The organism is Aeromonas media (assembly GCF_000819985.1).
In the GTDB taxonomy this organism is placed as follows: Bacteria; Pseudomonadota; Gammaproteobacteria; order Enterobacterales; family Aeromonadaceae; genus Aeromonas; species Aeromonas media.
On sequence record NZ_CDBZ01000010.1, the window covers coordinates 1 to 20,979 of the forward strand.

The following is a 20,979-nucleotide window of genomic DNA, read 5'->3' on the forward strand; positions in this document are numbered from 1 at the left end:
TTGCGGCGGGGAGCAGTCACCCACTTTTCTGTCATTTAGTGAAAATCATAGCAAAATCAAAGATTAATCGGTTTCCAATGAGGCTTCTCAAGATTGGGGAGGGCCCATCTTCACACTCCTTATGTCGTGGGATCCTGCATAAAGAAAAGGCGCCTATGGCGCCTTTTGCAAGTTTCGAGCCCCGCAATATTTTTGGGGTAGACGGACTCGTTCTACTCGCTCAGCTTTCGATAAAGCGCATCGAGAGGTCCAGCGCCCGTACGTGCTTGGTCAGGGCTCCCACCGAGATAAAGTCGACGCCGGTAGCCGCATAGTCGGCCAGCGTCTCCAATGTGACGTTGCCGGAGACCTCCAGCCTGGCGCGGCCCTGATTGAGGCGAACGGCCTCTTGCATCATGGGCACGTCGAAGTTGTCCAGCATCACGATGTCAGCCCGGGCGGTCAGTGCCTGCTCCAGCTCGGCCAGGGACTCCACCTCCACCTCCACCGGTTTGCCCGGGTTGAGGCGGCGCGCCTCGGCGATGGCTTCGGCAATGCCGCCACAGGCGAGGATATGGTTCTCTTTGATGAGATAGGCGTCATAGAGGCCGATGCGGTGGTTTTTGCCGCCACCGCAGGTGACGGCATATTTCTGGGCGCTGCGCAGGCCGGGCAGGGTCTTGCGGGTATCGAGCAGTCGACACTCGGTCCCTTCCAGCTCGGCCACGTAACGGGCGGTCAGGGTGGCGACCCCGGAGAGGGTCTGCACGAAGTTCAGGGCATTGCGTTCGCCGGTCAGCAGCACCCGGGCCGGGCCGTGGAGGCGGAACAGCTCCTGATTGGGGGAGAGGCGCTCGCCATCCTGCACCTTCCACTCCACCTTGACCTCGCCACCGAGCTGGGCAAACACCTCATCTACCCAGGGTTGACCGCAGAATACGCCGGCCTCGCGGGTGATGACCCGGGCCGTCGAGATGCGATCGACCGGGATCAACTGGGCGGTGATATCGGTGCTGGCATCCGGTTGATCCAGGGCGGTGAGGGCATCGCCCAAGTCTTCGAGTAGTGCGGCGCGCACGGCGCGGCTGATGTCCTGTTGTAACATGCCTTATTCCTGCAAGGGTCTGAGAAGCAACTGCCGCTCTTTTTGAACCAGCTCCAGCCGACCGAGGGCGTTCATGCCAACCAGCACTTCGTCACCGTCTGCCGCCGGGTTAATAAAGATGGCCAGATCGTACAAGGTCAATGGCCCCATCGCCAGCGTTTCGATAGTACCGTTGCCGACCCGGATCTGACCCGCAGCGGTATTGACCTGGCTGCTGCCATGGGCGATCAGACCAAGCCGATCGGCAACCTGTTGCGGGATGGTGACGCGGGTGGCCCCCGTGTCCAGCAGCAGTTGCACCGGCTGGTCGTTGATGGCACCCTCCAGACGATAATGACCGCTGGCATCGGCCTTGAGCAGCAGCTCGCCGCTGGCGGTCACGCTGGGTTTGGCGCTGGAGTAGAAGTAGAGGGTCAGCAGACCCAGCAGTGAGAGCCAGGCCAGCAGCCAGAGACGGCGTGCCATCGGGTGCATATGGGATCCAGTGCCTTGCAAGTGATGGCTCAGCCTAACACAGCTTTACCCATGGATTCAGAGGCTTGGTTCCGGTTTTTTACTACGGCTAGCACTGTCCATGGCGTCCCTCTCCCCATTGTGAGTCGAGTAGATGATGACTGAACCCACAACCATTTTTTCCATCGATCGCGCAGGGTGGTGTGAGCAGGCCCGCAAGGTGCCTTCTGCCCATCACAATGAGCGGAGCAGTCCGGACGACATCTCTCTGCTGGTGATACATGGCATCAGTCTGCCACCTGGCGAGTTTGGCGGCCCCTGGATCGACGATCTGTTTCTCGGTCGCCTCGATCCCGACGCTCATCCTTACTTTGCCGGCATTCATCAGCTGCGGGTCTCTGCCCACTGCCTGATCCGCCGCGATGGTGAACTGGTGCAGTATGTGCCGTTCACTGCGCGAGCCTGGCATGCGGGGGTATCGAGCTGGGAGGGGCGGGAGGCGTGCAACGACTTCTCCATCGGCATCGAGCTGGAAGGAACCGACGAGCTGCCGTACAGCGATGTACAATATGAGGTGCTGGTAGGCCTCAGTTGGGCCATTTCCAGCCAGTATCCCGAGGTGACGGCAGCACGCATCGTCGGCCATTGCGACATAGCGCCGGGTCGCAAGACGGATCCCGGTACCAGTTTCGAATGGCAGCGTTATCGCGGAATGCTCAACTTTGAGTAAAAAATCCAAACATTAGTTTGTATATTTAGAATCAATGGCTTGCCTTTTTTGGCTGGCCATTTTTCATGCTGTTGGCCAAATGTTATCTGTGAACAAGCTCAATAATATTGGTCAGACCATTTTCTATGAGCTATATCATGATTCCGCTCTTTTACCCCTAAAGTGGCAAGCTTCCTTCTTGATGCAGATCATATTTTGGGTGGACTTTTTCCAAGCCCTCTGCTAATTTTCGCCCCAACCATAGAATTGGTAATACCAATTTAACAAAGTAGCCTCATGCCCTATATCAAGATAACTCAGCCCAAGCTGGCCGACGCCATCGTCGCCGAGCTGGAAAGCATGATTCTGGAAGGCAGCTTGCAGCCGGGGCAGAAGCTGCCCCCCGAGCGGGAACTCGCCATCCAGTTTCAGGTGTCGCGGCCTTCCCTGCGCGAAGCCATCCAGCGCCTGGAAGCGAGGGGACTCTTGTATCGCCGTCAGGGCGGCGGCACCTATGTGCAGAATGCCTTGAGCAAGGGGATCGCCGATCCCCTGTTCGAGCTGCTCAGTACCCACCCGGAAGCCCAGTATGACCTGCTGGAGTTTCGTCACGCGCTGGAAGGCATCTGTGCCTACTATGCCGCGCTGCGGGGGACTGAGGCCGATTTCGAGCGGATCCGCCTGGCGCAGTCCGCCATCGAAGAGGCAGGTCAGCAGGGGTCGCTGGTGGTCGAGTCGACCGCCGTCACCCAGTTCTATCTGGCGGTGGCGGAGGCGTCCCACAACGTGGTGCTGCTGCACCTGCTGCGGGCCATGGGCCCCATGCTCGAACAGAACATTTTACGAAATAACGAGATTTTGAATCGCCGTCCGGGAGTGGTAGCCAAGATCCGTCGCCATCGTGCGAGCCTGATCGAGGCTATCCTGTCGGGGGCTCCGGAGCGGGCCAGGGCTGCTTGTCATGAGCACCTGGCCTTTATCGAGGACACCTTGTTGGATATGCAGAGGGAAGACAGCCGGATCCAGCGATCCATGCGTCGGATCCGTCAGCAGGAAAACTAATCCCACAAGGCTTTATTGTCGAATTCTTGCGCATCTTAACCGCCGTGCAATAACAATAGGAACCAGCCATGTCTGATATCCTGAAGAACGATGTGGACCCGATAGAAACGCTGGAGTGGCTTGCCTCTCTGGAATCCCTGCTGCGTGAAGAGGGTCCGCAACGCGCTCAGTTCATCCTTGAACAACTGGCCGAGAAAGCCCGCATCAGCGGTGTGGACGTGGCTGAAAAGGCGAATCGCGACTACATCAACACCATTCCTGCCAGCGACGAACCGGCTTACCCGGGCGACCTGGAAATGGAACGTCGCATCCGCGCCATCATCCGCTGGAATGCCATGATGATAGTGCTGCGCGCCTCCAAGAAAGACCTGGACCTCGGCGGTCACATGTCTTCCTTCGCCTCTTCCGCAACCATCTACGAAGTCTGCTACAACCACTTCTTCCGCGCTCGCAGCGAGAAGGACGGTGGCGATCTGGTCTACTTCCAGGGTCACATCTCCCCGGGCATCTACGCCCGTGCATTCGCCGAAGGTCGTCTGACCGAAGAGCAGCTGGACAACTTCCGTCAGGAAGTGGACGGCAAGGGCATTCCTTCCTACCCGCACCCGAAACTGATGCCGGACTTCTGGCAGTTCCCGACCGTTTCCATGGGTCTGGGCCCCATCGCCGCCATCTATCAGGCTCGCTTCCTGAAGTACCTGACCGACCGTGGTATCAAGGATTGCTCCGAGCAGACCGTGTACGCCTTCCTGGGTGACGGCGAGATGGACGAGCCGGAAGCCAAGGGTGCCCTGACCGTTGCCGTGCGTGAAAAGCTCGACAACCTGGTGTTCGTGGTCAACTGCAACCTGCAGCGTCTGGACGGTCCTGTTGTCGGCAACGGCAAGGTCATCAACGAGCTGGAAGGTCTGTTTGCAGGCGCCGGCTGGGATGTCACCAAGGTCATCTGGGGTCGCAAGTGGGATGAGCTGCTGAAGAAAGACACTTCCGGCAAGCTGATCCAGCTGATGAACGAGACCGTGGATGGTGACTATCAGACCATGAAGTCCCGTGACGGCGGCTACGTGCGTGAGCACTTCTTCAACCGTTACCCGGAAACCGCCGCTCTGGTCAAAGACATGACCGACGAGGAGATCTTCGCCCTGAACCGCGGTGGTCACGATCCTCGCAAACTGTTCGCCGCCTTCTCCAAGGCTGCAGCGACCAAGGGCAAGCCGACCGTCATCCTGGCCAAGACCATCAAGGGTTATGGCATGGGCGAAGCGGCCGAAGGCAAGAACATCGCTCACCAGGTCAAGAAGATGGATCTGGGCTCGGTGCGTCACCTGCGCGATCGTTTCAGCCTGCCGGTCACCGATGAGCAGCTGGAAAACCTGCCGTACCTGAAGATCGAAGAGGGTACCGAAGAGCACAAGTACCTGCACGCCCGCCGTGCCGCGCTGAAGGGCTATGTACCGACCCGTCTGCGCGAGAGCACCACCAAGCTGGAAATCCCGGCGCTGGATGCCTTCGGCCCGCTGCTGGGCGAGCAGGCGCGCGAGATCTCTACCACCATGGCGTTCGTGCGTTCCCTGAACGTGCTGCTGAAAGACAAGTCCATCGGCAAGCGCATCGTGCCGATCCTGGCCGACGAAGCCCGTACCTTCGGTATGGAAGGTCTGTTCCGTCAGATCGGCATCTACAGCCCGCACGGTCAGCAGTACACCCCGCAAGACCGCGACATCGTCTCCTATTACAAGGAAGACAAGCAGGGTCAGGTTCTGCAAGACGGCATCAACGAGCTGGGCGCCATGTCCTCCTGGCTGGCTGCTGCGACCTCTTACAGCACCAACGACTGCCCGATGATCCCGTTCTACATCTACTACTCCATGTTCGGCTTCCAGCGGATCGGCGACATGGCGTGGGCAGCCGGTGACCAGCAAGCCCGTGGCTTCCTGCTGGGCGCGACCTCCGGTCGTACCACCCTCAACGGTGAAGGTCTGCAGCACGAAGATGGTCACAGCCACATCCTGGCTGGCACCATCCCGAACTGCATCTCCTATGACCCGTCCTACGCCTATGAAGTGGCGGTGATCGTACAGGACGGCTTGCGCCGCATGTACGGTGAGAAGCCGGAGAACGTCTTCTACTACATCACCACCCTCAACGAGAACTATGCCATGCCGGCCATGCCGGAAGGCGCCGAGGAAGGCATCCGCAAGGGTATCTACAAGCTGGAATCCGTGGCCGGCAACAAGGCCAAGGTACAGCTGCTGGGTTGTGGCTCCATCCTGGGTCACGTCCGTACCGCCGCCCAGATCCTGGCGAGCGAATACGGCGTGGGTTCCGACGTGTTCAGCGTCACCTCCTTCAACGAGCTGGCTCGTGATGGTCAGGACGCCGATCGCTGGAACATGCTGCACCCGACTGCGGCCGCCCGTGTGCCCTACATCACTTCGGTACTGGGTTCCGAAGCCACTATCGCCGCGACCGACTACATGAAGTCCTTCGCCGAGCAGGTGCGTGCCTTCGTGCCGACCGAGAACTACCGTGTACTGGGTACCGACGGTTATGGCCGTTCCGACAGCCGTGCCAACCTGCGTCGTCACTTCGAAGTGAACGAGTTCTACGTCGTCGTTGCTGCCCTGACCGAACTGGCCAAGCGCGGCGAGATCGACAAGCAGGTTGTGGCCGACGCCATCGCTAAATACGGCATCGATGCCGACAAGGTTAACCCGCTGTACGCGTAAGAGGATTGAGCGCCCTGTCCGGACTTGCGTACCGGACAGGGCCTTGCCCAGGTTAATGCGACATAAGAGTAAGAGGACACACAGGGTCCGGACGGCAACAACGAGCCGGAACCTGCTCTTGCCAAGGTTAACGCGATAAACGTACGCGTAAGAGGATAAAGCACAATGTCCAAACAGATTATGGTGCCGGATATCGGTGCCGATGAAGTGGAAGTGACCGAGATCATGGTCGCCGTGGGTGACAAGGTCGAACTGGACCAGTCCCTGATCGCCGTGGAAGGTGACAAGGCCTCCATGGAAGTCCCGGCTCCGGCCGCAGGTATCGTCAAAGAGATCCTGATCAAGGTGGGTGACAAGGTTGCCACCGGTTCCCAGATCATGATCTTCGAAGCGGAAGGCGCTGCCGCCGCTCCGGCTCAGGCTGCCGCTCCGGTTGCCGCCGCACCGGCTGCCCCTGTTGCTGCCGCTGCCAAAGACGTGCACGTACCTGACATCGGTGACGACGAAGTCGAAGTGACCGAGATCATGGTTGCTGTGGGCGACATGGTTGAAGCCGACCAGTCCATCATCGCCGTGGAAGGTGACAAGGCCTCCATGGAAGTCCCGGCGCCGTTCGCGGGCCGCGTGGTCGAGATCAAGGTTGCCGCTGGTGCCAAGGTCTCCACCGGTTCCCTGGTGATGGTATTCGAAGTGGCTGGCGCCGCGCCTGCTGCCGTTGCCGCGCCGGTTCAGGCTGCCGCTCCCGTGGCTGCTGCCCCGGTTGCCGCTGCTGCCAAAGAGGTCAACGTACCTGACATCGGTGGCGATGAAGTGGAAGTCACCGAGATCATGGTGGCCGTGGGTGACAAGGTCGAAGCCGACCAGTCCCTGATCGCCGTGGAAGGTGACAAGGCCTCCATGGAAGTGCCTGCACCGTTCGCCGGTGTGGTCAAGGAAATCAAGGTCAAGGCCGGTGACAAGGTCTCCACCGGTTCCCTGATCATGGTGTTCGAAGTCGCTGGTGCTGCTCCAGCCGCCTCCCCGGTTGCTCAGGCTGCTGCCCCCGTTGCCGCCGCCCCTGCCGCTGCCCCGGTTGCTCAGGCTGCAGCCCCGGCTGCCGCTGCCTCCGATTTCGTGGCCAACGATGCCTATGTTCACGCCTCCCCGGCGGTGCGCCGTCTTGCTCGTGAATTCGGCGTCAACCTGGCCAAGGTGAAGGCTTCCGGTCGCAAGGGCCGCATTGTCAAAGAAGACGTGCAGGCCTACGTGAAGGATGCGGTCAAGCGTGCCGAGTCCGCCCCGGCTGCGGGTCAAGGCACTGGCAACGGCATGAGCGTCGTGGCCTGGCCCAAGGTTGATTTCAGCAAGTTCGGCCCGGTCGAAGAGCTGGAACTGACCCGGATCCAGAAGATCTCCGGTCCTGCCCTGCACCGCAACTGGGCCATGATCCCTCATGTCACCCAGTTTGACGAAGCAGATACCACGGATCTGGAAGCGTTCCGCAAAGAGCAGAACATCCTGGCCGAGAAGCAGAAGCTGGACGTGAAGATCACCCCGCTGGTGTTCATCCTGAAGGCGGCCGCCAAGGCGCTGGAAGCGCACCCGCGCTTCTGCAGCGCTCTGTCCGAAGACGGCAGCAAGCTGATCATGAAGAAGTACATCCACATCGGTGTGGCGGTTGACACCCCGGGTGGCCTGGTTGTGCCGGTCGTTCGCGACGTCAACAAGAAGGGCATCCATGAGCTGTCCCGCGATCTGGCCGAGATCTCCAAGAAGGCCCGTGCCGGCAAGCTGACCGCTGCCGACATGCAGGGCGGTTGCTTCACCATCTCCAGCCTGGGTGGCATCGGCGGTACCAGCTTTACCCCGATCGTCAACGCGCCGGAAGTGGCCATCCTGGGCGTCTCCAAGTCCGAGATGAAGCCGAAGTGGAACGGCAAGGAGTTTGTGCCTCGCCTGATGCTGCCGCTGGCCCTGAGCTATGACCACCGCGTCATCGACGGCGCCGACGGGGCTCGCTTCATCACCACCCTGAGTGGCGTGCTGTCCGACATTCGTCGACTGGTTCTGTAAATGTAAATGAGAGGGCGAGCACAGAGCTCGCCCTTTTCACTTCTCATTTCATTAACAAAATTATAAACTTGCCCCGTTTTTTTCACGGCTGCAGCCGCCTTCTTTGGCATAAGACTGTGCTGTCCGGGGATATAGAACGACAAAGAGGTCATGATGAGTAAAGAGATCAAAACCCAGGTCGTAGTACTGGGTGCTGGCCCTGCCGGTTATTCCGCTGCTTTCCGCGCTGCCGATTTGGGTCTGGATACCGTTATCGTCGAGCGTTACTCCACCCTGGGTGGCGTCTGCCTGAACGTGGGCTGCATCCCCTCCAAGGCGCTGCTGCACGTTGCCAAAGTGATCGAAGAAGCCAAGGCGCTGGCCGAGCACGGCATCGTCTTCGGTGCCCCGCAGACCGACATCGACAAGGTGCGTCTGTGGAAAGAGAAGGTCATCAACCAGCTGACCGGCGGTCTGGCCGGCATGGCCAAGATGCGTAAAGTCCAGGTTGTGAACGGCTTCGGCAAGTTCACCGGCCCGAACACCCTCGAAGTGGAAGGTGCCGACGGCAAGACCACAGTGACCTTCGACAACGCCATCATCGCGGCCGGTTCCCGTCCGGTGAAGCTGCCCTTCATCCCCCACGATGACCCCCGCGTCTGGGATTCAACTGATGCGCTGGAACTGACCACAGTACCGGGCAAGCTGCTGGTTATCGGTGGCGGCATCATCGGTCTGGAGATGGGTACCGTTTACTCCTCCCTGGGCTCCGAGATCGACGTGGTGGAATTTGCCGATCAGCTGGTACCTGCTGCCGACAAAGACATCGTCAAGATCTACACCAAGCGCGTTGCCAAGAAATTCAACATCATGCTGGAGACCAAGGTCACCGCAGTTGAAGCCCGTGAGGACGGCCTGTACGTCTCCTACGAAGGCAAGCACGCCCCGGCCGAGCCGGTTCGCTACGACAACGTGCTGGTCGCGGTCGGTCGTGTGCCGAACGGCAAGCTGATGGACGCCGAGAAAGCCGGTGTTGCCGTCAACGAGCGCGGTTTCATCGAAGTGGACAAGCAACTGCGTACCAACGTTCCGCACATCCACGCCATCGGTGACATCGTCGGCCAGCCGATGCTGGCTCACAAGGGTGTGCACGAAGGCCACGTGGCGGCCGAAGTCATCGCCGGCAAGAAGCACTACTTCGACCCGAAAGTGATCCCGTCCATCGCCTACACAGAGCCAGAGATGGCCTGGGTCGGTCTGACCGAGAAGGAAGCCAAGCAACAGGGCCTGAACTTCGAAGTCGCTACCTTCCCTTGGGCTGCTTCCGGCCGTGCCATCGCCTCCGACTGCGCCGACGGCATGACCAAGCTGATCTTCGACAAGGACAGCAACCGCGTCATCGGTGGTGCCATCGTCGGTACCAACGGTGGTGAGCTGCTGGGCGAGATCGGTCTGGCCATCGAGATGGGTGCCGACGCCGAAGATCTGGCGCTGACCATCCACGCTCACCCGACTCTGCACGAGTCCGTGGGTCTGGCTGCCGAAGTGTTCGAAGGCTCCATCACCGACCTGCCGAACGCCAAGGCCAAGAAGAAGAAGTAAGCCTCTTCTTCTTGCCATGATGAAAAGCCGCTCTCAGGAGCGGCTTTTTTGTTGCCCGACGATGGATGAGATTTGCTCGAGGCCATTTGCTATGCTGAGGCTTCTGTCATCAACCGCCGGCTCTTCCCATGCAAGCACCTGCCATACCCGAACACGAACGACAGCGACTCGATGGCCTGCGCCGTCTCGCCATTCTGGATAGCACGGCGGAGGAGCGTTTCGATCGCATTACCCGGATGGCGCGCAACATGTTCGAGGTGCCCATCTCGCTCATCTCCCTGGTGGATGAGGAGCGGCAGTGGTTCAAGTCCCGCTGCGGTCTGGATGCGCAGGAGACTCCACGCGACGTCTCCTTCTGTGGCCATGCCATCCTCGGCGAAGAGATCTTCGTGGTGGAGGATGCGACCCGGGATCCACGCTTCGCCGACAATCCCCTGGTGCTGGGGGACCCCCACATCCGTTTCTATGCAGGAACGCCTTTGCATATCGCCGGTGGCTACAAGGTGGGTACCCTCTGCCTTATCGATCGCAGGCCGCGCCAGCTGGATGAGCGTCAGCGGGCCTTGTTGATGGATCTGGCGGGCATGGTGGAGCATGAGCTGGCCGCCATTCAACTGGCTATCCTGGACGAGCTGACCGGCATCACCAACCGTCGTGGCTTCATCATGTTGGGGCAGAAGTGCCTGCAGCTCTCCCATCGGCAGGGGCGGGAGGCGAGTCTGCTGTTCCTCGACCTCGACCGTTTCAAGGAGATTAACGACACCCTGGGACACGAGGTGGGGGATGATGCCCTGCGCCAGGTGGCATTGCTGCTCTCCCGGGTGTTTCGCAATGCGGATATCTTCGCCCGGCTTGGCGGGGACGAGTTCGTGGTGCTGCTGCCGGGCATAGGATCGGCGCTGGTGTCCCGGGTGCTGGCCCGTTTCGAGAAGGCGCTGGCGACCTTCAACCGGGAGCAGGGCAAGCCCTACCAACTGTTTTGCTCCACCGGCGTCGCCCACTATGATCCGCTGCTGCCGCCCGATCTGGAACTGCTGTTGCAACAGGCGGACAAGCAGATGTACGACCGCAAAAAAGGTACTAGCAGCGCCCTTTTTTCGCCTGCCCTGGCGGGCAGAAGGTGCGATAGCCGCCCTGGCGATGGTGGTGATCGTCATAGCGGTAGTAATAGCGACCAGGGTAGCGGTCATCGTAATAGCGGCGGTAATAGCCATCGTGGTGATGGTGGTCATCGTAATAGCGATAGTAATGGCCCCCATGATAGCGGTAGTAGCCGTCAGTGACCCGGATATGGGCATCGTCCACGCTGAAATCTGCGCCGTGTACCCGTACCGGGCCACTGGTGCAGGCGGTGAGCAAGGCGCCAAGCAGTACCATCAGAATCCGCTTGTCCATAACAACCTCCTAGGGTTTCCCCTGATTATGCTGCCGTTCCCCCTGGGCATCGGGGGAAGTTGGTGGCGTTGCGTCATGACTTGCCGCTGACATAACCGGGAACATGCGGTGTTCCCTCAAGTATGGGGTAGAACGCGTGCTGCGAGGACCGTGCTCTGCAGCGATGTGCCCTTGCTGGCGCTGTCGTTTCATTGCCGCGCCACACGTTGGCGTCACCGCATGATGGAATGGCTTATATGCCGGGCCTGAGCGGGCCTGGCATCAAAGGCGCAGTCCATGGCGGCGCTCAAGGCACAGGAGGAGAGGTGTATTCTGGCTGAGGTGGTGGTCGATACCGGCATGGGAGCCTGCGTGACCCGGAGCTGTCCCTCGCAGTAGACCCGGTTGCGGCGGGCAGATGGCGACCATAAAAAAAGGCGCTAGCAGCGCCCTTTCTTGGCCTGTCCCGGGGGACAGAAACGACCCCGCTGGCCGCCATGATAGTCATCATCGTAATAGCCATCATGATGGCCATCGTAGACCCGGATCCGGGTGTCATCCACACTGACATCGGCGCCGTGCACTCGCACCGGACCGCTGCTGCAGGCCGACAACAGCGCCCCCAGTACCATTACCATCATCAGTTTGCCCATTTCCGTTCTCCTTGGTTCTCCTCTGATTATGCGGCATTTCGGCCGAGATCCTGAGTCGAGTTGGCGCCGCTGCGTCATGGCTTGCCGTTGTCGAAGAACAGGGAGCGCGGCTGCGCTCCCTGAGTGAGTGGGAGGGCTAAAAGGCTCAGAGCCGGAAGTTGCCGACCAGCTTGTCGAGCTCGCCGGAGAGCTGCTGCAGACTGCGGCTGGACTCGGTCAGCTGGTGGGCGATGTCGGCGGTCTCCATGGTGAGCTGGTTGATGTCCTCTACGTTGCGGTTGATCTCGCCCACCACGCTGGACTGCTCCTCGGTGGCGGTGGCGACCTGGATATTCATGTCGCTGATCTGGGTGATGTGGGCGGTGATCTGGCCGAGCGCCCCGTCGGCCGCATCGGCCTGGGTGACCACTTCCAGGCTCTGGTTGCGGCCCTGGGCCATGGCGCTGACGGCGCGGGCGCTCTGCTCCTGCAGCCGGTTGATCATGCCCTGGATCTCGGCGGTGGAGGCGGCGGAGCGGCTGGCGAGGTTGCGCACCTCGTCGGCCACCACGGCGAAGCCGCGGCCCTGCTCACCGGCGCGGGCGGCCTCGATGGCGGCGTTGAGGGCCAGCAGGTTGGTCTGCTCGGAGATACTGCGGATGGTGTCGAGGATGCTGCCGATGGAGTCGGTCTGGCTGGCCAGGGACTCGATGACCCCGGCGACCTGCTCGATCTCGCCGGAGAGGCCGACGATGCCGTGGCGGGCTTGGGCCACTACCTGGGCCCCCGCATCGGCCTGATCGTTGGCCTGCCTGGCGACGTCGGCGGCCAGGGACGCATTGCCGGCGATCTCGCTGACGGTGGCGCCCATCTCGTGGATGGCGGTGGCGACCTGGACGGTGCGATCCCGCTGGGCGGTGCAGTTGTGCTGGGTCAGCTGGGCCTTGGCGGCCACCTCGTTGGCGGTGGCGGCGAGCTGGCGGGAGTTGCTCGCCACCTGCTCGATGGAACCGTGGATCTTGGCGACGAAGTTGTTGAAGCCGGTGGCGACCTGGCTCAGTTCGTCCCGTCCTTCCACCTTGAGGCGTTGGGTCAGATCCCCGTCACCACTGCCCAGTTCCCGGAACAGGCGAGCCAGTTCGTTGAGGGGGCGACTGACGGAGCCGGCCAGCAGCACGCTGAGCAGCCCCATGCCTACGGCGATGAGCAGGCTCACCAGCACTATGTGCAGCCGCGCCTTGTCCAGTTCGGCATAGATCTCGGCCTCCGGCACCTGGGCCACCAGATACCAGTCGAGCAGGGGAATATAGCTGGTGGCGAGTACCACCGGCTGGCCATCGATCTCGGCATGAGTGGCGGCGAACGCTTGCTTGGTCATCAGCGCGCCTGCGCCCGGGCCAGCCAGTTGACCCAGGCTGTCTCTGTCGATGCGGGCGGCGTCCGGGTGTAGCTTCACCTTGCCGCTGCCATCGGTCATGAAGACGAAGCCGCTGTCGCCGATGCGAAAGTTGGCGAGCATGCTGACCATGCTGTCGAGAGACTTGGCGAGGCCGGCCAGGCCGCGCCCGTCGAGCTGCTGGAAGTTGACGAACAGCTTCACCTCGCCATTGCTCTCGCGAAAGATGCTGAGCATCAGATCCTGGCCGCTCTTGGTGTAGTCGTAGAACCAGTTGTCCTGCTCATGGTTCAGGATGCGCAGGAAGCCGTCCTGGTTGTAGTAGGCGGCACTCTGGCGATCGGCGAAGGAGGCGGTGACCAGGCCATACTGGCTGGTCATGTCCTTGAGCTGGTCGATGAGGATGGATTCCTGTTCCTTGGGCATGCCGCGGGCCACCCAGTCCAGCACGAAGCGGTCATTGGCCAGTTGCCTGGCGGCGCTTGCGACCGAGGTGAGGTCTTTCTCGATCTCCTTGCCGATGCGCTGGGTGAGGTTGGGTAGCTCCTGTTCGAACATGCGGGTCTCGATCAGCTGTTGGGCCGAGCGCTGGCTGAAATAGCCCACCAGCAGACAGGAGAGAGCCACGGCGAGGATGACGGTGGCCAGAATTTTCTGTTTGAGTGTCAGGCTTGCGAACATAAGGGTGACTCGGGAGTGTGGGCCTAAGGTTGAGTACATATTAACGGCTGACCGAGCGGGCTCTTGAGGTGGTGGTGGCGTTTATTGCCGATTAACGTTTGCGCTCACATCAGGTCGGGACTGGATTGACACTATTCATCCCTGGCTCTGCAGTGCAACCACGGGACGATGACATCTCGCCAGCGCGGCCGGTTGCAGTTAAAGTTCTTCAACTCATAGTTGGCGGCACTCACGTCGGCGGACAGCTCACTCGACTCGCACGGATCAATGGACACTCATATGCGCATCTTTCATTGGGGATGGACCCAACTGCTAATGCTTCTGATGGCGACCCTGCCATGGACGGGGGCGGCCCAGGCCAGCGATGCCGCTCAGGTGCAAGGCGGTGGCACCAAGGCGGATCGGCCCAGGATAGCCCTGGTGCTGAGCGGCGGCGGCGCCAAGGGGGCGGCCCACATCGGGGTGCTCAAGGTGCTGGAAGAGAAACGCATCCCGGTCGACATCGTGGTGGGCACCAGCATGGGTTCCTACGTAGCGGGCATGTACGCCATGGGGCTCAGTGCCGAAGAGGTGGAGCGCATGACCCTCGCCATCGACTGGAACAAGGGTTATCAGGACAAGGTCGGTCGTGACGAGCTCTCCCTGCGCAAGAAGCAGCAGAGCGAGAAGTACCAGCTGCGCACCGACATCGGGGTCAACGGTGACCAGACTCAGCTGCCGGACGGCTTCTTCCAGGGCCAGTCCATGGCCAGCCTGCTGCGCCATGCCACCTCCAACCTGCCGGCGCAGAAGAGCTTCGACGATCTGCCCATTCCCTACCGCGCCATGGCCACCGACATGGAGACGGTGACCCCCTTCGTGCTTGACCATGGCAGCCTGGCCAAGGCGATGCAGGCCTCCATGTCCATCCCCGGCGCCCTCAAGCCCGTGGAGTGGGAGGGGCACATCCTGGCCGACGGCGGCACCGTCAACAACATGCCGGTGGACGTGGCCAAGGCCATGGGGGCCGACGTGGTGATCGCGGTGGACATCGGCGCCAAGCTGCGCACCCGGGAGTCGCTCAAATCCGGGCTGGCCATGATCGACCAGCTCACCACCTACATGACCCAGGTCGGCACCGAGAAGCAGAAGGCGCTGCTGGGGCCCAAGGACGTGCTGCTCAGCCCTGAGTTCGGAGACATGGGGATCGCCGATTTTGCCCGGATGCCGGAGGGGATCAAGCAGGGGGAGGCGGTGGCCAATCGCGCCGCTGCCCAGCTCGATGCCCTGTCACTCTCCCCCGACGCTTACGCGGATTACCGCAACAAGAAGCTGAGTCGCCGCGCCGAGCGTAGCGGTCAACCGGCCTACTACATCGACAAGGTGGAGATCCTCAACAAGTCGCGCCTCTCCGACGAGACGGTGCGGGCCATGCTCAAGGTGCGCCCGGACAAGGTGCAGACCTATGAGAGCCTGGAGGCCGGCATTCGCCGCCTCTACGCCCTGGAGTCGTTCGACCGCATCACCTACGAGGTGGTGGAGCGGGACGGCGAGAATGTGCTGGTGGTGGATGCCAGCGAGAAGAACTGGGGACCTGGCTATCTCAACTTCCAGCTCGGCTTCTCCGATGACTTCGAGAGCAGCTCCAACTACAACGTCGGCATGTCCTATACCCTGACCAACGTCAACGACTGGGGCGCCGAGTGGCTGACCGAGGCGTCGCTCGGCACGGCCAAGCACCTCAAGACCGACTTCTATACGCCACTCGAGCCCTCCCAGACCTTCTATGGCGAGGCGAGCCTGGCTTATGACAAGACCGAGCGCCGGGTCTTCTTCCCGGAGGAAGATGTGCAGCTGTCCGGAGTCCGTTACCTGGACTCGGAGTACAGCTTCACCAGCGTGGATCTCGCCGTCGGTTGGAATCGGCAGCCCTGGAGCAGGGTGTCCCTGGGGCTGGAAGGCCAGGTGGGCAGCGTCGATGTCCAGAACCTGTCCGACGCGAGTGCGGATGCCACCGCCTGGGGGCCCTACATTCGCTTCGAGCACGACACCCTCGACAGCCGCTACTTCCCCTACGAGGGAATCTACTGGGACATCAAGGGGGGCTACTCCCACATCAAGATTGAGCCGACCGGCGAGCCGACGGAGAACACCGAGGGGCTTAATTACCACCTGGCGATGATCAAGCCCTGGTCATGGGGACGGCACAGTCTCAACCTGATGCTGGAAGGGGGCGGCTCCTCCTCGGAGGAAGAGGTGCCGCTGTTCGTACAGGATCTCGGCGGTCTGTTCCGGCTATCCGGCTTCCAGCACTACCAGCTGAGCGGCCGCTACAGTCTGTTCAGCGGTCTGCGCTACATCTACCGGGTGGCGGACAACGACTTCGGGGCCATCAAGGCACCCCTGTTCCTCGGGGGATCTCTCGAGCAGGGTGGAGTCTGGGACAAGGGAGCCGACATCAGCCTGGAGTCCTCCTACACCGCCGGCTCCGTCTATGTGGGGGTGGAGAGCTTCCTCGGCCCCATCTTCCTCGGCTATGGCATGGCGGAGGGGGGGCATGACATGTTCTATCTGCAATTGGGCACTACGTTCCAATAAGGGTGAAATGCTGACTTTTTGTTAACTTGTCTGTGTTGTGTGTCTTGTCAGTTTAAAAAAATCTAACTGGCTTATATGGTTATGCTGGTTTGATGAATAACTGCACAGGGTTTGGATTTTAATTAGTCGTTAAAACTTATATAGTGGGGGGCACCCTACGGGTGTCCCGCAAGGACGATCGCCGCGAGCTTGGGCGAACCCCAAAAAAAGACCAAAGAGGAATTAGTCGTGCTTGAAACATACCGTAAACACGTCGCAGAACGTGCCGCCGAGGGCGTGGTTGCCAAACCTCTGGATGCAGAGCAGGTCGCCGCCCTGGTTGAACTGCTCAAGAACCCCCCCGCCGGTGAACATGATTTTCTGAAAGAACTGTTGTCCTCCCGCATTCCCCCGGGTGTTGATGAAGCGGCCTATGTCAAAGCCGGCTTCCTCACCGCCGTCGCCAAGGGCGAGGCTCACTCTCCCATCCTGACTGCGGCCGAAGCGGTCGAGCTGCTCGGCACCATGCAGGGTGGTTACAACATCCAGCCGCTGATCGATCTGCTGGATGACGCCGAGCTGGCTCCTCTTGCTGCCAAGGGCCTCTCCCACACCCTGCTGATGTTTGACTCCTTCCACGACGTGGAAGAGAAGGCGAAGGCGGGCAATGCCCACGCCCAGCAGGTGCTGCAATCCTGGGCCGATGCCGAGTGGTTCCTGAACCGCCCCGCCCTGGCCGAGAAGATCACCGTCACCGTGTTCAAGGTGACCGGCGAGACCAACACCGATGATCTGTCCCCTGCACCGGATGCCTGGTCCCGTCCCGATATCCCGCTCCATGCCCTGGCGATGTTGAAGAACGCCCGTCCCGGCATCACCCCGGACAAGGACGGCGTCATCGGCCCCGTCAAGGCCATCGAAGAGCTCAAGCAGACCGGTTTCCCGCTGGCGTACGTCGGTGACGTGGTCGGTACCGGCTCTTCACGCAAATCTGCCACCAACTCGGTGCTCTGGTTCATGGGCGACGACATTCCGTTCGTGCCGAACAAGCGCGCCGGCGGCGTCTGCCTCGGCGGCAAGATTGCCCCCATCTTCTTCAACACCATGGAAGATGCTGGCGCCCTGCCCATCGAAGTGGACGTCTCCAAACTGGAGATGGGCGATGTCATCGACATCTTCCCCTATGAGGGCAAGATCACCCGTCACGGCACCGACGAGGTGCTGGCCCGCTTTGAACTGAAAACCGAGGTGCTGATCGACGAAGTGCGCGCCGGTGGCCGTATTCCGCTGATCATCGGCCGCGGCCTGACCGACAAGGCCCGCGAGGCCTTAGGGTTGCCGTTCTCTACCGTGTTCCGTCGCCCGCAACCGGTGGCCGACACCGGCAAGGGTTACACCCTGGCCCAGAAGATGGTGGGCAAGGCGTGCGGCGTGCAGGGCATTCGCCCGGGCACCTACTGCGAGCCCCGCATGACCACGGTCGGCTCCCAGGACACCACGGGCCCCATGACCCGCGACGAGCTCAAAGATCTGGCTTGCCTCGGTTTCTCCGCCGATCTGACCATGCAGTCCTTCTGCCACACCGCGGCCTATCCCAAGCCCATCGACGTGCAGACCCACCACACCCTGCCGGACTTCATCATGAACCGCGGCGGTGTGAGCCTGCGCCCGGGTGACGGTGTCATCCACTCCTGGCTGAACCGCATGCTGTTGCCGGATACCGTGGGTACCGGTGGTGACTCCCACACCCGCTTCCCCATCGGGATCTCCTTCCCGGCGGGCTCCGGTCTGGTGGCGTTCGCCGCCGCCACCGGTGTGATGCCGCTGGACATGCCGGAATCCGTGCTGGTGCGCTTCAAGGGCGAGCTGCAGCCGGGCATCACATTGCGTGACCTGGTCCATGCCATCCCCTACGCTGCCATCCAGAAGGGGCTGCTGACCGTCGAGAAGGCAGGCAAGAAGAACATCTTCTCCGGCCGCATCCTCGAGATCGAAGGTCTGCCGACCCTGAAGGTGGAGCAGGCGTTCGAGCTGGCCGATGCCAGCGCCGAGCGCTCCGCCGCTGGTTGCACCATCAAGCTGGATCAGGCGCCGATCATCGAGTACCTGAAGTCCAACATCGTGATGCTGAAATGGATGCTGTCCGAAGGCTACGGCGACGTGCGCACCATCACCCGTCGTATCAAGGGGATGGAAGAGTGGCTGGCCAACCCGGTGCTGATGGAAGCGGACAAGGATGCCGAGTACGCCGAAATCATCGAGATCGATCTGGCCACCATCAAGGAGCCCATCCTCTGTGCGCCGAACGATCCTGACGACGCTCGCCTGCTGAGCGACGTGGCTGGCAGCCAGATCGATGAGGTATTCATCGGTTCCTGCATGACCAACATCGGCCACTTCCGCGCCGCCGGCAAGCTGCTCGAGAAGTATCAGGGTGAGCTGCCGACCCGCATGTGGATCGCCCCGCCCACCAAGATGGACAAGGATCAGCTGACCGAAGAGGGCTACTACGGCATCTTTGGTCGCGTTGGTGCCCGCATCGAGATCCCGGGCTGCTCCCTGTGCATGGGCAACCAGGCGCGCGTAGCGGAAGGGGCCTCCGTGGTCTCCACCTCCACCCGCAACTTCCCGAACCGTCTGGGCAAGGGCGCCAACGTCTATCTGGCCTCCGCCGAGCTGGCTGCGGTTGCCGCCATCATCGGCAAGATCCCGACCGTGGCGGAGTACCTGCAGTACGCCAAGACCCTGGATGCCACGGCGGCAGATACTTACCGCTACCTCAACTTCAACGAGATCGCCTCTTACACCAAGAAGGCCGATGCGGTGATTTTGCAACAGGCGGTCTAAGGACTGACTGGTTGGACTCTCCACCCGATATAAACAATGCCGCGTCTCTACGCGGCATTTTCCATTTATGGCGGTTGCGCAATAATGGGCAGCCAATCTCCCGCCACTGCGTCGTCGATGCATTTACCAGTGCGCTGCGTTAGGTTGTCTGGCCTGGATGGTCCCATTGTCTTCTGTGTGAAGTGGGCGTTATTTCACTGTGGCGCTTGCCGGGGCAAGCCTGCGAATTGCGGCGTGGTTTCTATGTTTCTGTTCCGGATTGATCTGGCCCGTACGAGATGGCGCCTTGGCTGCACCCTGCTGGTATTGACTCTGCCATTACTGGCGGGAGGCTGGATGGTACACGGCAGCTACGAGCAGGAGTTGAAGGCGGACGCCAGCGCCTCTGCCCACAAGGCCAAGACCTTGTTGGAGCACATGTTGGATCAGGCCGAACAGGCCAATCTGGAGGCATTGTCGCTGGTGAACCGCCCCTGCGTCGACAATCTGCTGTTGCTGCGCAAGAGAGTGGCCCTCGAGCCTTTCCTGCGCTCAGTCAACCTGGCGCGCGGCGGCGTGATCCGTTGTTCTTCATTGTTTGGCCCCGTCCATGAAGTGGATGACGGCACTATCTACACCGGAAACAAGCTGCTGCTGATGAACGGCAACAAGGTGCGCCTGGATCATCCGCTGCTGGTGGTGCGCCATGAGCGCGGGCACGATGTGGCGCTGAGCGCCATCGACAGCACCCAGCTCAGCTTCATGCTCGCCATGAGCAGTGATACCAGCGAGCTGTTCCTGCAGGTGGGGTCGGACTGGATCGATGAATCCGGACATCACCAGAACCAGCCCCCCAGGCTGTACAGCAAGATCAGCCTTGAACTCTCCTCCCACCGCTACCCCTTCGCCATCCATGCAGGCTATGCCATGCCGCTCTACTGGCACACCCTGTGGGAGGCTCGTCATCTGGCCCTGCTGTGGCTGGCAGGGACCTCGGTGTTGCTCGCACTGCTGGTATGGTGGGTGCTGGGTCGTCCGGGTTCCCAGACGGATGAGCTGAGGCGCGGGCTGCTGGCGGGGGAGTTTGTCCCCTACCTGCAACCCCTGATGGCCAGCGACGACGGCAGGATGGTCGGGGCGGAGGTGCTGATGCGCTGGCGCCACCCGAGATCTGGCTTGATCCGCCCCGATCTCTTCATCCCCCAGGCGGAAGAGTCTGGGCTGATCGTGCCCATGACCACTCATCTCATGAAGGTCGTGGCCCAGCGTCTGAAGCCGGTGCAAACCCGGCTGCCTGACGCTTTTCACATCAGCTTCAACATCAGCGCCGCCCACTGCCGGGATCTTTCCCTGCTGGCGGAGTGTCGCGCCTTCCTCGCGCATTTTGTGCCGGGGCGGGTGGTGCTGGTGCTGGAACTCACCGAGCGGGAGCTGCTGGTGACCAACCCGCAGACGCTCTCCTTGTTCCGCCAGCTCGACGAGATGGGCGTGCGGCTCTCCATCGATGACTTCGGCACCGGTCACTCCAGCCTTCACTACCTGCAACAGTTCCACGTGGACTATCTCAAGATCGATCGCTCCTTCATCGGTCGCATCGGGACCGAGTCGCTGTCCGAGCATATCGTCGACAACGTCATCGACCTCGGCCGGCGGCTGGGCCTCTCCCTGGTAGCCGAAGGAGTGGAGACGGAGCAACAGGCCGCCTACCTCAGGGGCAAGGGGGTTCAGTATCTGCAGGGGTTCCTGTTCGCCCGTCCTATGCCACTGCGCCAGTTCTGCCGGAAACTGACGACGGCGGAGAGATACACTCCCGCCGTCGAGCGCGCCACCCAGGCTTGATGCGG

At 61.3% G+C, this 20,979-nt stretch carries 12 protein-coding genes and 1 pseudogene; 9 read left to right on the forward strand and 4 right to left on the reverse strand.

The annotated features are described in order from the left end of the window. Positions 1–220 precede the first annotated feature (220 nt). On the reverse strand, positions 221–1,084 hold the full coding sequence (nadC, locus tag BN1127_RS00785; protein ID WP_042648138.1) for a carboxylating nicotinate-nucleotide diphosphorylase: 864 nt from the start codon (positions 1,082–1,084) through the stop codon (positions 221–223). A gap of 3 nt (positions 1,085–1,087) precedes the next feature. Next, the gene (locus BN1127_RS00790) at positions 1,088–1,549 is read right to left on the reverse strand and encodes a retropepsin-like aspartic protease family protein (protein ID WP_371316622.1); all 462 of its coding nucleotides are present in this window, start codon (positions 1,547–1,549) and stop codon (positions 1,088–1,090) included. Positions 1,550–1,694: 145 nt separating this feature from the next. Here BN1127_RS00790 and ampD point away from each other — a divergent pair, with 145 nt between their 5' ends. The 6 genes and pseudogenes from ampD to BN1127_RS00825 all read left to right on the forward strand — a co-directional run. Continuing rightward, on the forward strand, positions 1,695–2,267 hold the full coding sequence (gene ampD, locus BN1127_RS00795) for a 1,6-anhydro-N-acetylmuramyl-L-alanine amidase AmpD (protein WP_042648209.1): 573 nt from the start codon (positions 1,695–1,697) through the stop codon (positions 2,265–2,267). A gap of 276 nt (positions 2,268–2,543) precedes the next feature. Continuing rightward, complete coding sequence (gene pdhR / locus BN1127_RS00805; protein ID WP_005329211.1) at positions 2,544–3,308, forward strand: pyruvate dehydrogenase complex transcriptional repressor PdhR; 765 nt, start codon at positions 2,544–2,546, stop codon at positions 3,306–3,308. 68 nt (positions 3,309–3,376) lie between these two features. Continuing rightward, the gene (aceE, locus tag BN1127_RS00810; RefSeq protein ID WP_005329209.1) at positions 3,377–6,037 is read left to right on the forward strand and encodes a pyruvate dehydrogenase (acetyl-transferring), homodimeric type; all 2,661 of its coding nucleotides are present in this window, start codon (positions 3,377–3,379) and stop codon (positions 6,035–6,037) included. 165 nt (positions 6,038–6,202) lie between these two features. Beyond that, positions 6,203–8,089 carry a pyruvate dehydrogenase complex dihydrolipoyllysine-residue acetyltransferase gene (gene aceF, locus BN1127_RS00815; protein WP_041204909.1) on the forward strand — a complete coding sequence of 629 codons (1,887 nt, stop codon included), beginning with the start codon at positions 6,203–6,205 and terminating at the stop codon, positions 8,087–8,089. 153 nt (positions 8,090–8,242) lie between these two features. Next, positions 8,243–9,670 carry a dihydrolipoyl dehydrogenase gene (gene lpdA / locus BN1127_RS00820; protein WP_025328438.1) on the forward strand — a complete coding sequence of 476 codons (1,428 nt, stop codon included), beginning with the start codon at positions 8,243–8,245 and terminating at the stop codon, positions 9,668–9,670. 128 nt (positions 9,671–9,798) lie between these two features. Continuing rightward, positions 9,799–10,749, forward strand: a pseudogene (locus tag BN1127_RS00825) (GGDEF domain-containing protein); the annotation flags it as partial. A 735-nt stretch (positions 10,750–11,484) separates the two neighbouring features. Here the strand turns inward: BN1127_RS00825 and BN1127_RS00835 are convergent. Beyond that, on the reverse strand, positions 11,485–11,697 hold the full coding sequence (locus BN1127_RS00835; protein WP_005329196.1) for a hypothetical protein: 213 nt from the start codon (positions 11,695–11,697) through the stop codon (positions 11,485–11,487). A gap of 145 nt (positions 11,698–11,842) precedes the next feature. Beyond that, positions 11,843–13,753: a methyl-accepting chemotaxis protein gene (locus BN1127_RS00840; RefSeq protein ID WP_042648142.1), complete on the reverse strand. Its 1,911-nt coding sequence runs from the start codon at positions 13,751–13,753 to the stop codon at positions 11,843–11,845. 279 nt (positions 13,754–14,032) lie between these two features. Here BN1127_RS00840 and BN1127_RS00845 point away from each other — a divergent pair, with 279 nt between their 5' ends. The 3 genes from BN1127_RS00845 (at position 14,033) to BN1127_RS00855 (ending at position 20,974) form a co-directional block, all read left to right on the forward strand. Beyond that, positions 14,033–16,330 carry a patatin-like phospholipase family protein gene (locus tag BN1127_RS00845; RefSeq protein ID WP_042648143.1) on the forward strand — a complete coding sequence of 766 codons (2,298 nt, stop codon included), beginning with the start codon at positions 14,033–14,035 and terminating at the stop codon, positions 16,328–16,330. Positions 16,331–16,558: 228 nt separating this feature from the next. Then, the gene (gene acnB, locus BN1127_RS00850; protein WP_042648144.1) at positions 16,559–19,156 is read left to right on the forward strand and encodes a bifunctional aconitate hydratase 2/2-methylisocitrate dehydratase; all 2,598 of its coding nucleotides are present in this window, start codon (positions 16,559–16,561) and stop codon (positions 19,154–19,156) included. A gap of 243 nt (positions 19,157–19,399) precedes the next feature. Then, positions 19,400–20,974 carry an EAL domain-containing protein gene (locus BN1127_RS00855; RefSeq protein WP_042648145.1) on the forward strand — a complete coding sequence of 525 codons (1,575 nt, stop codon included), beginning with the start codon at positions 19,400–19,402 and terminating at the stop codon, positions 20,972–20,974. Positions 20,975–20,979: the final 5 nt, after the last annotated feature.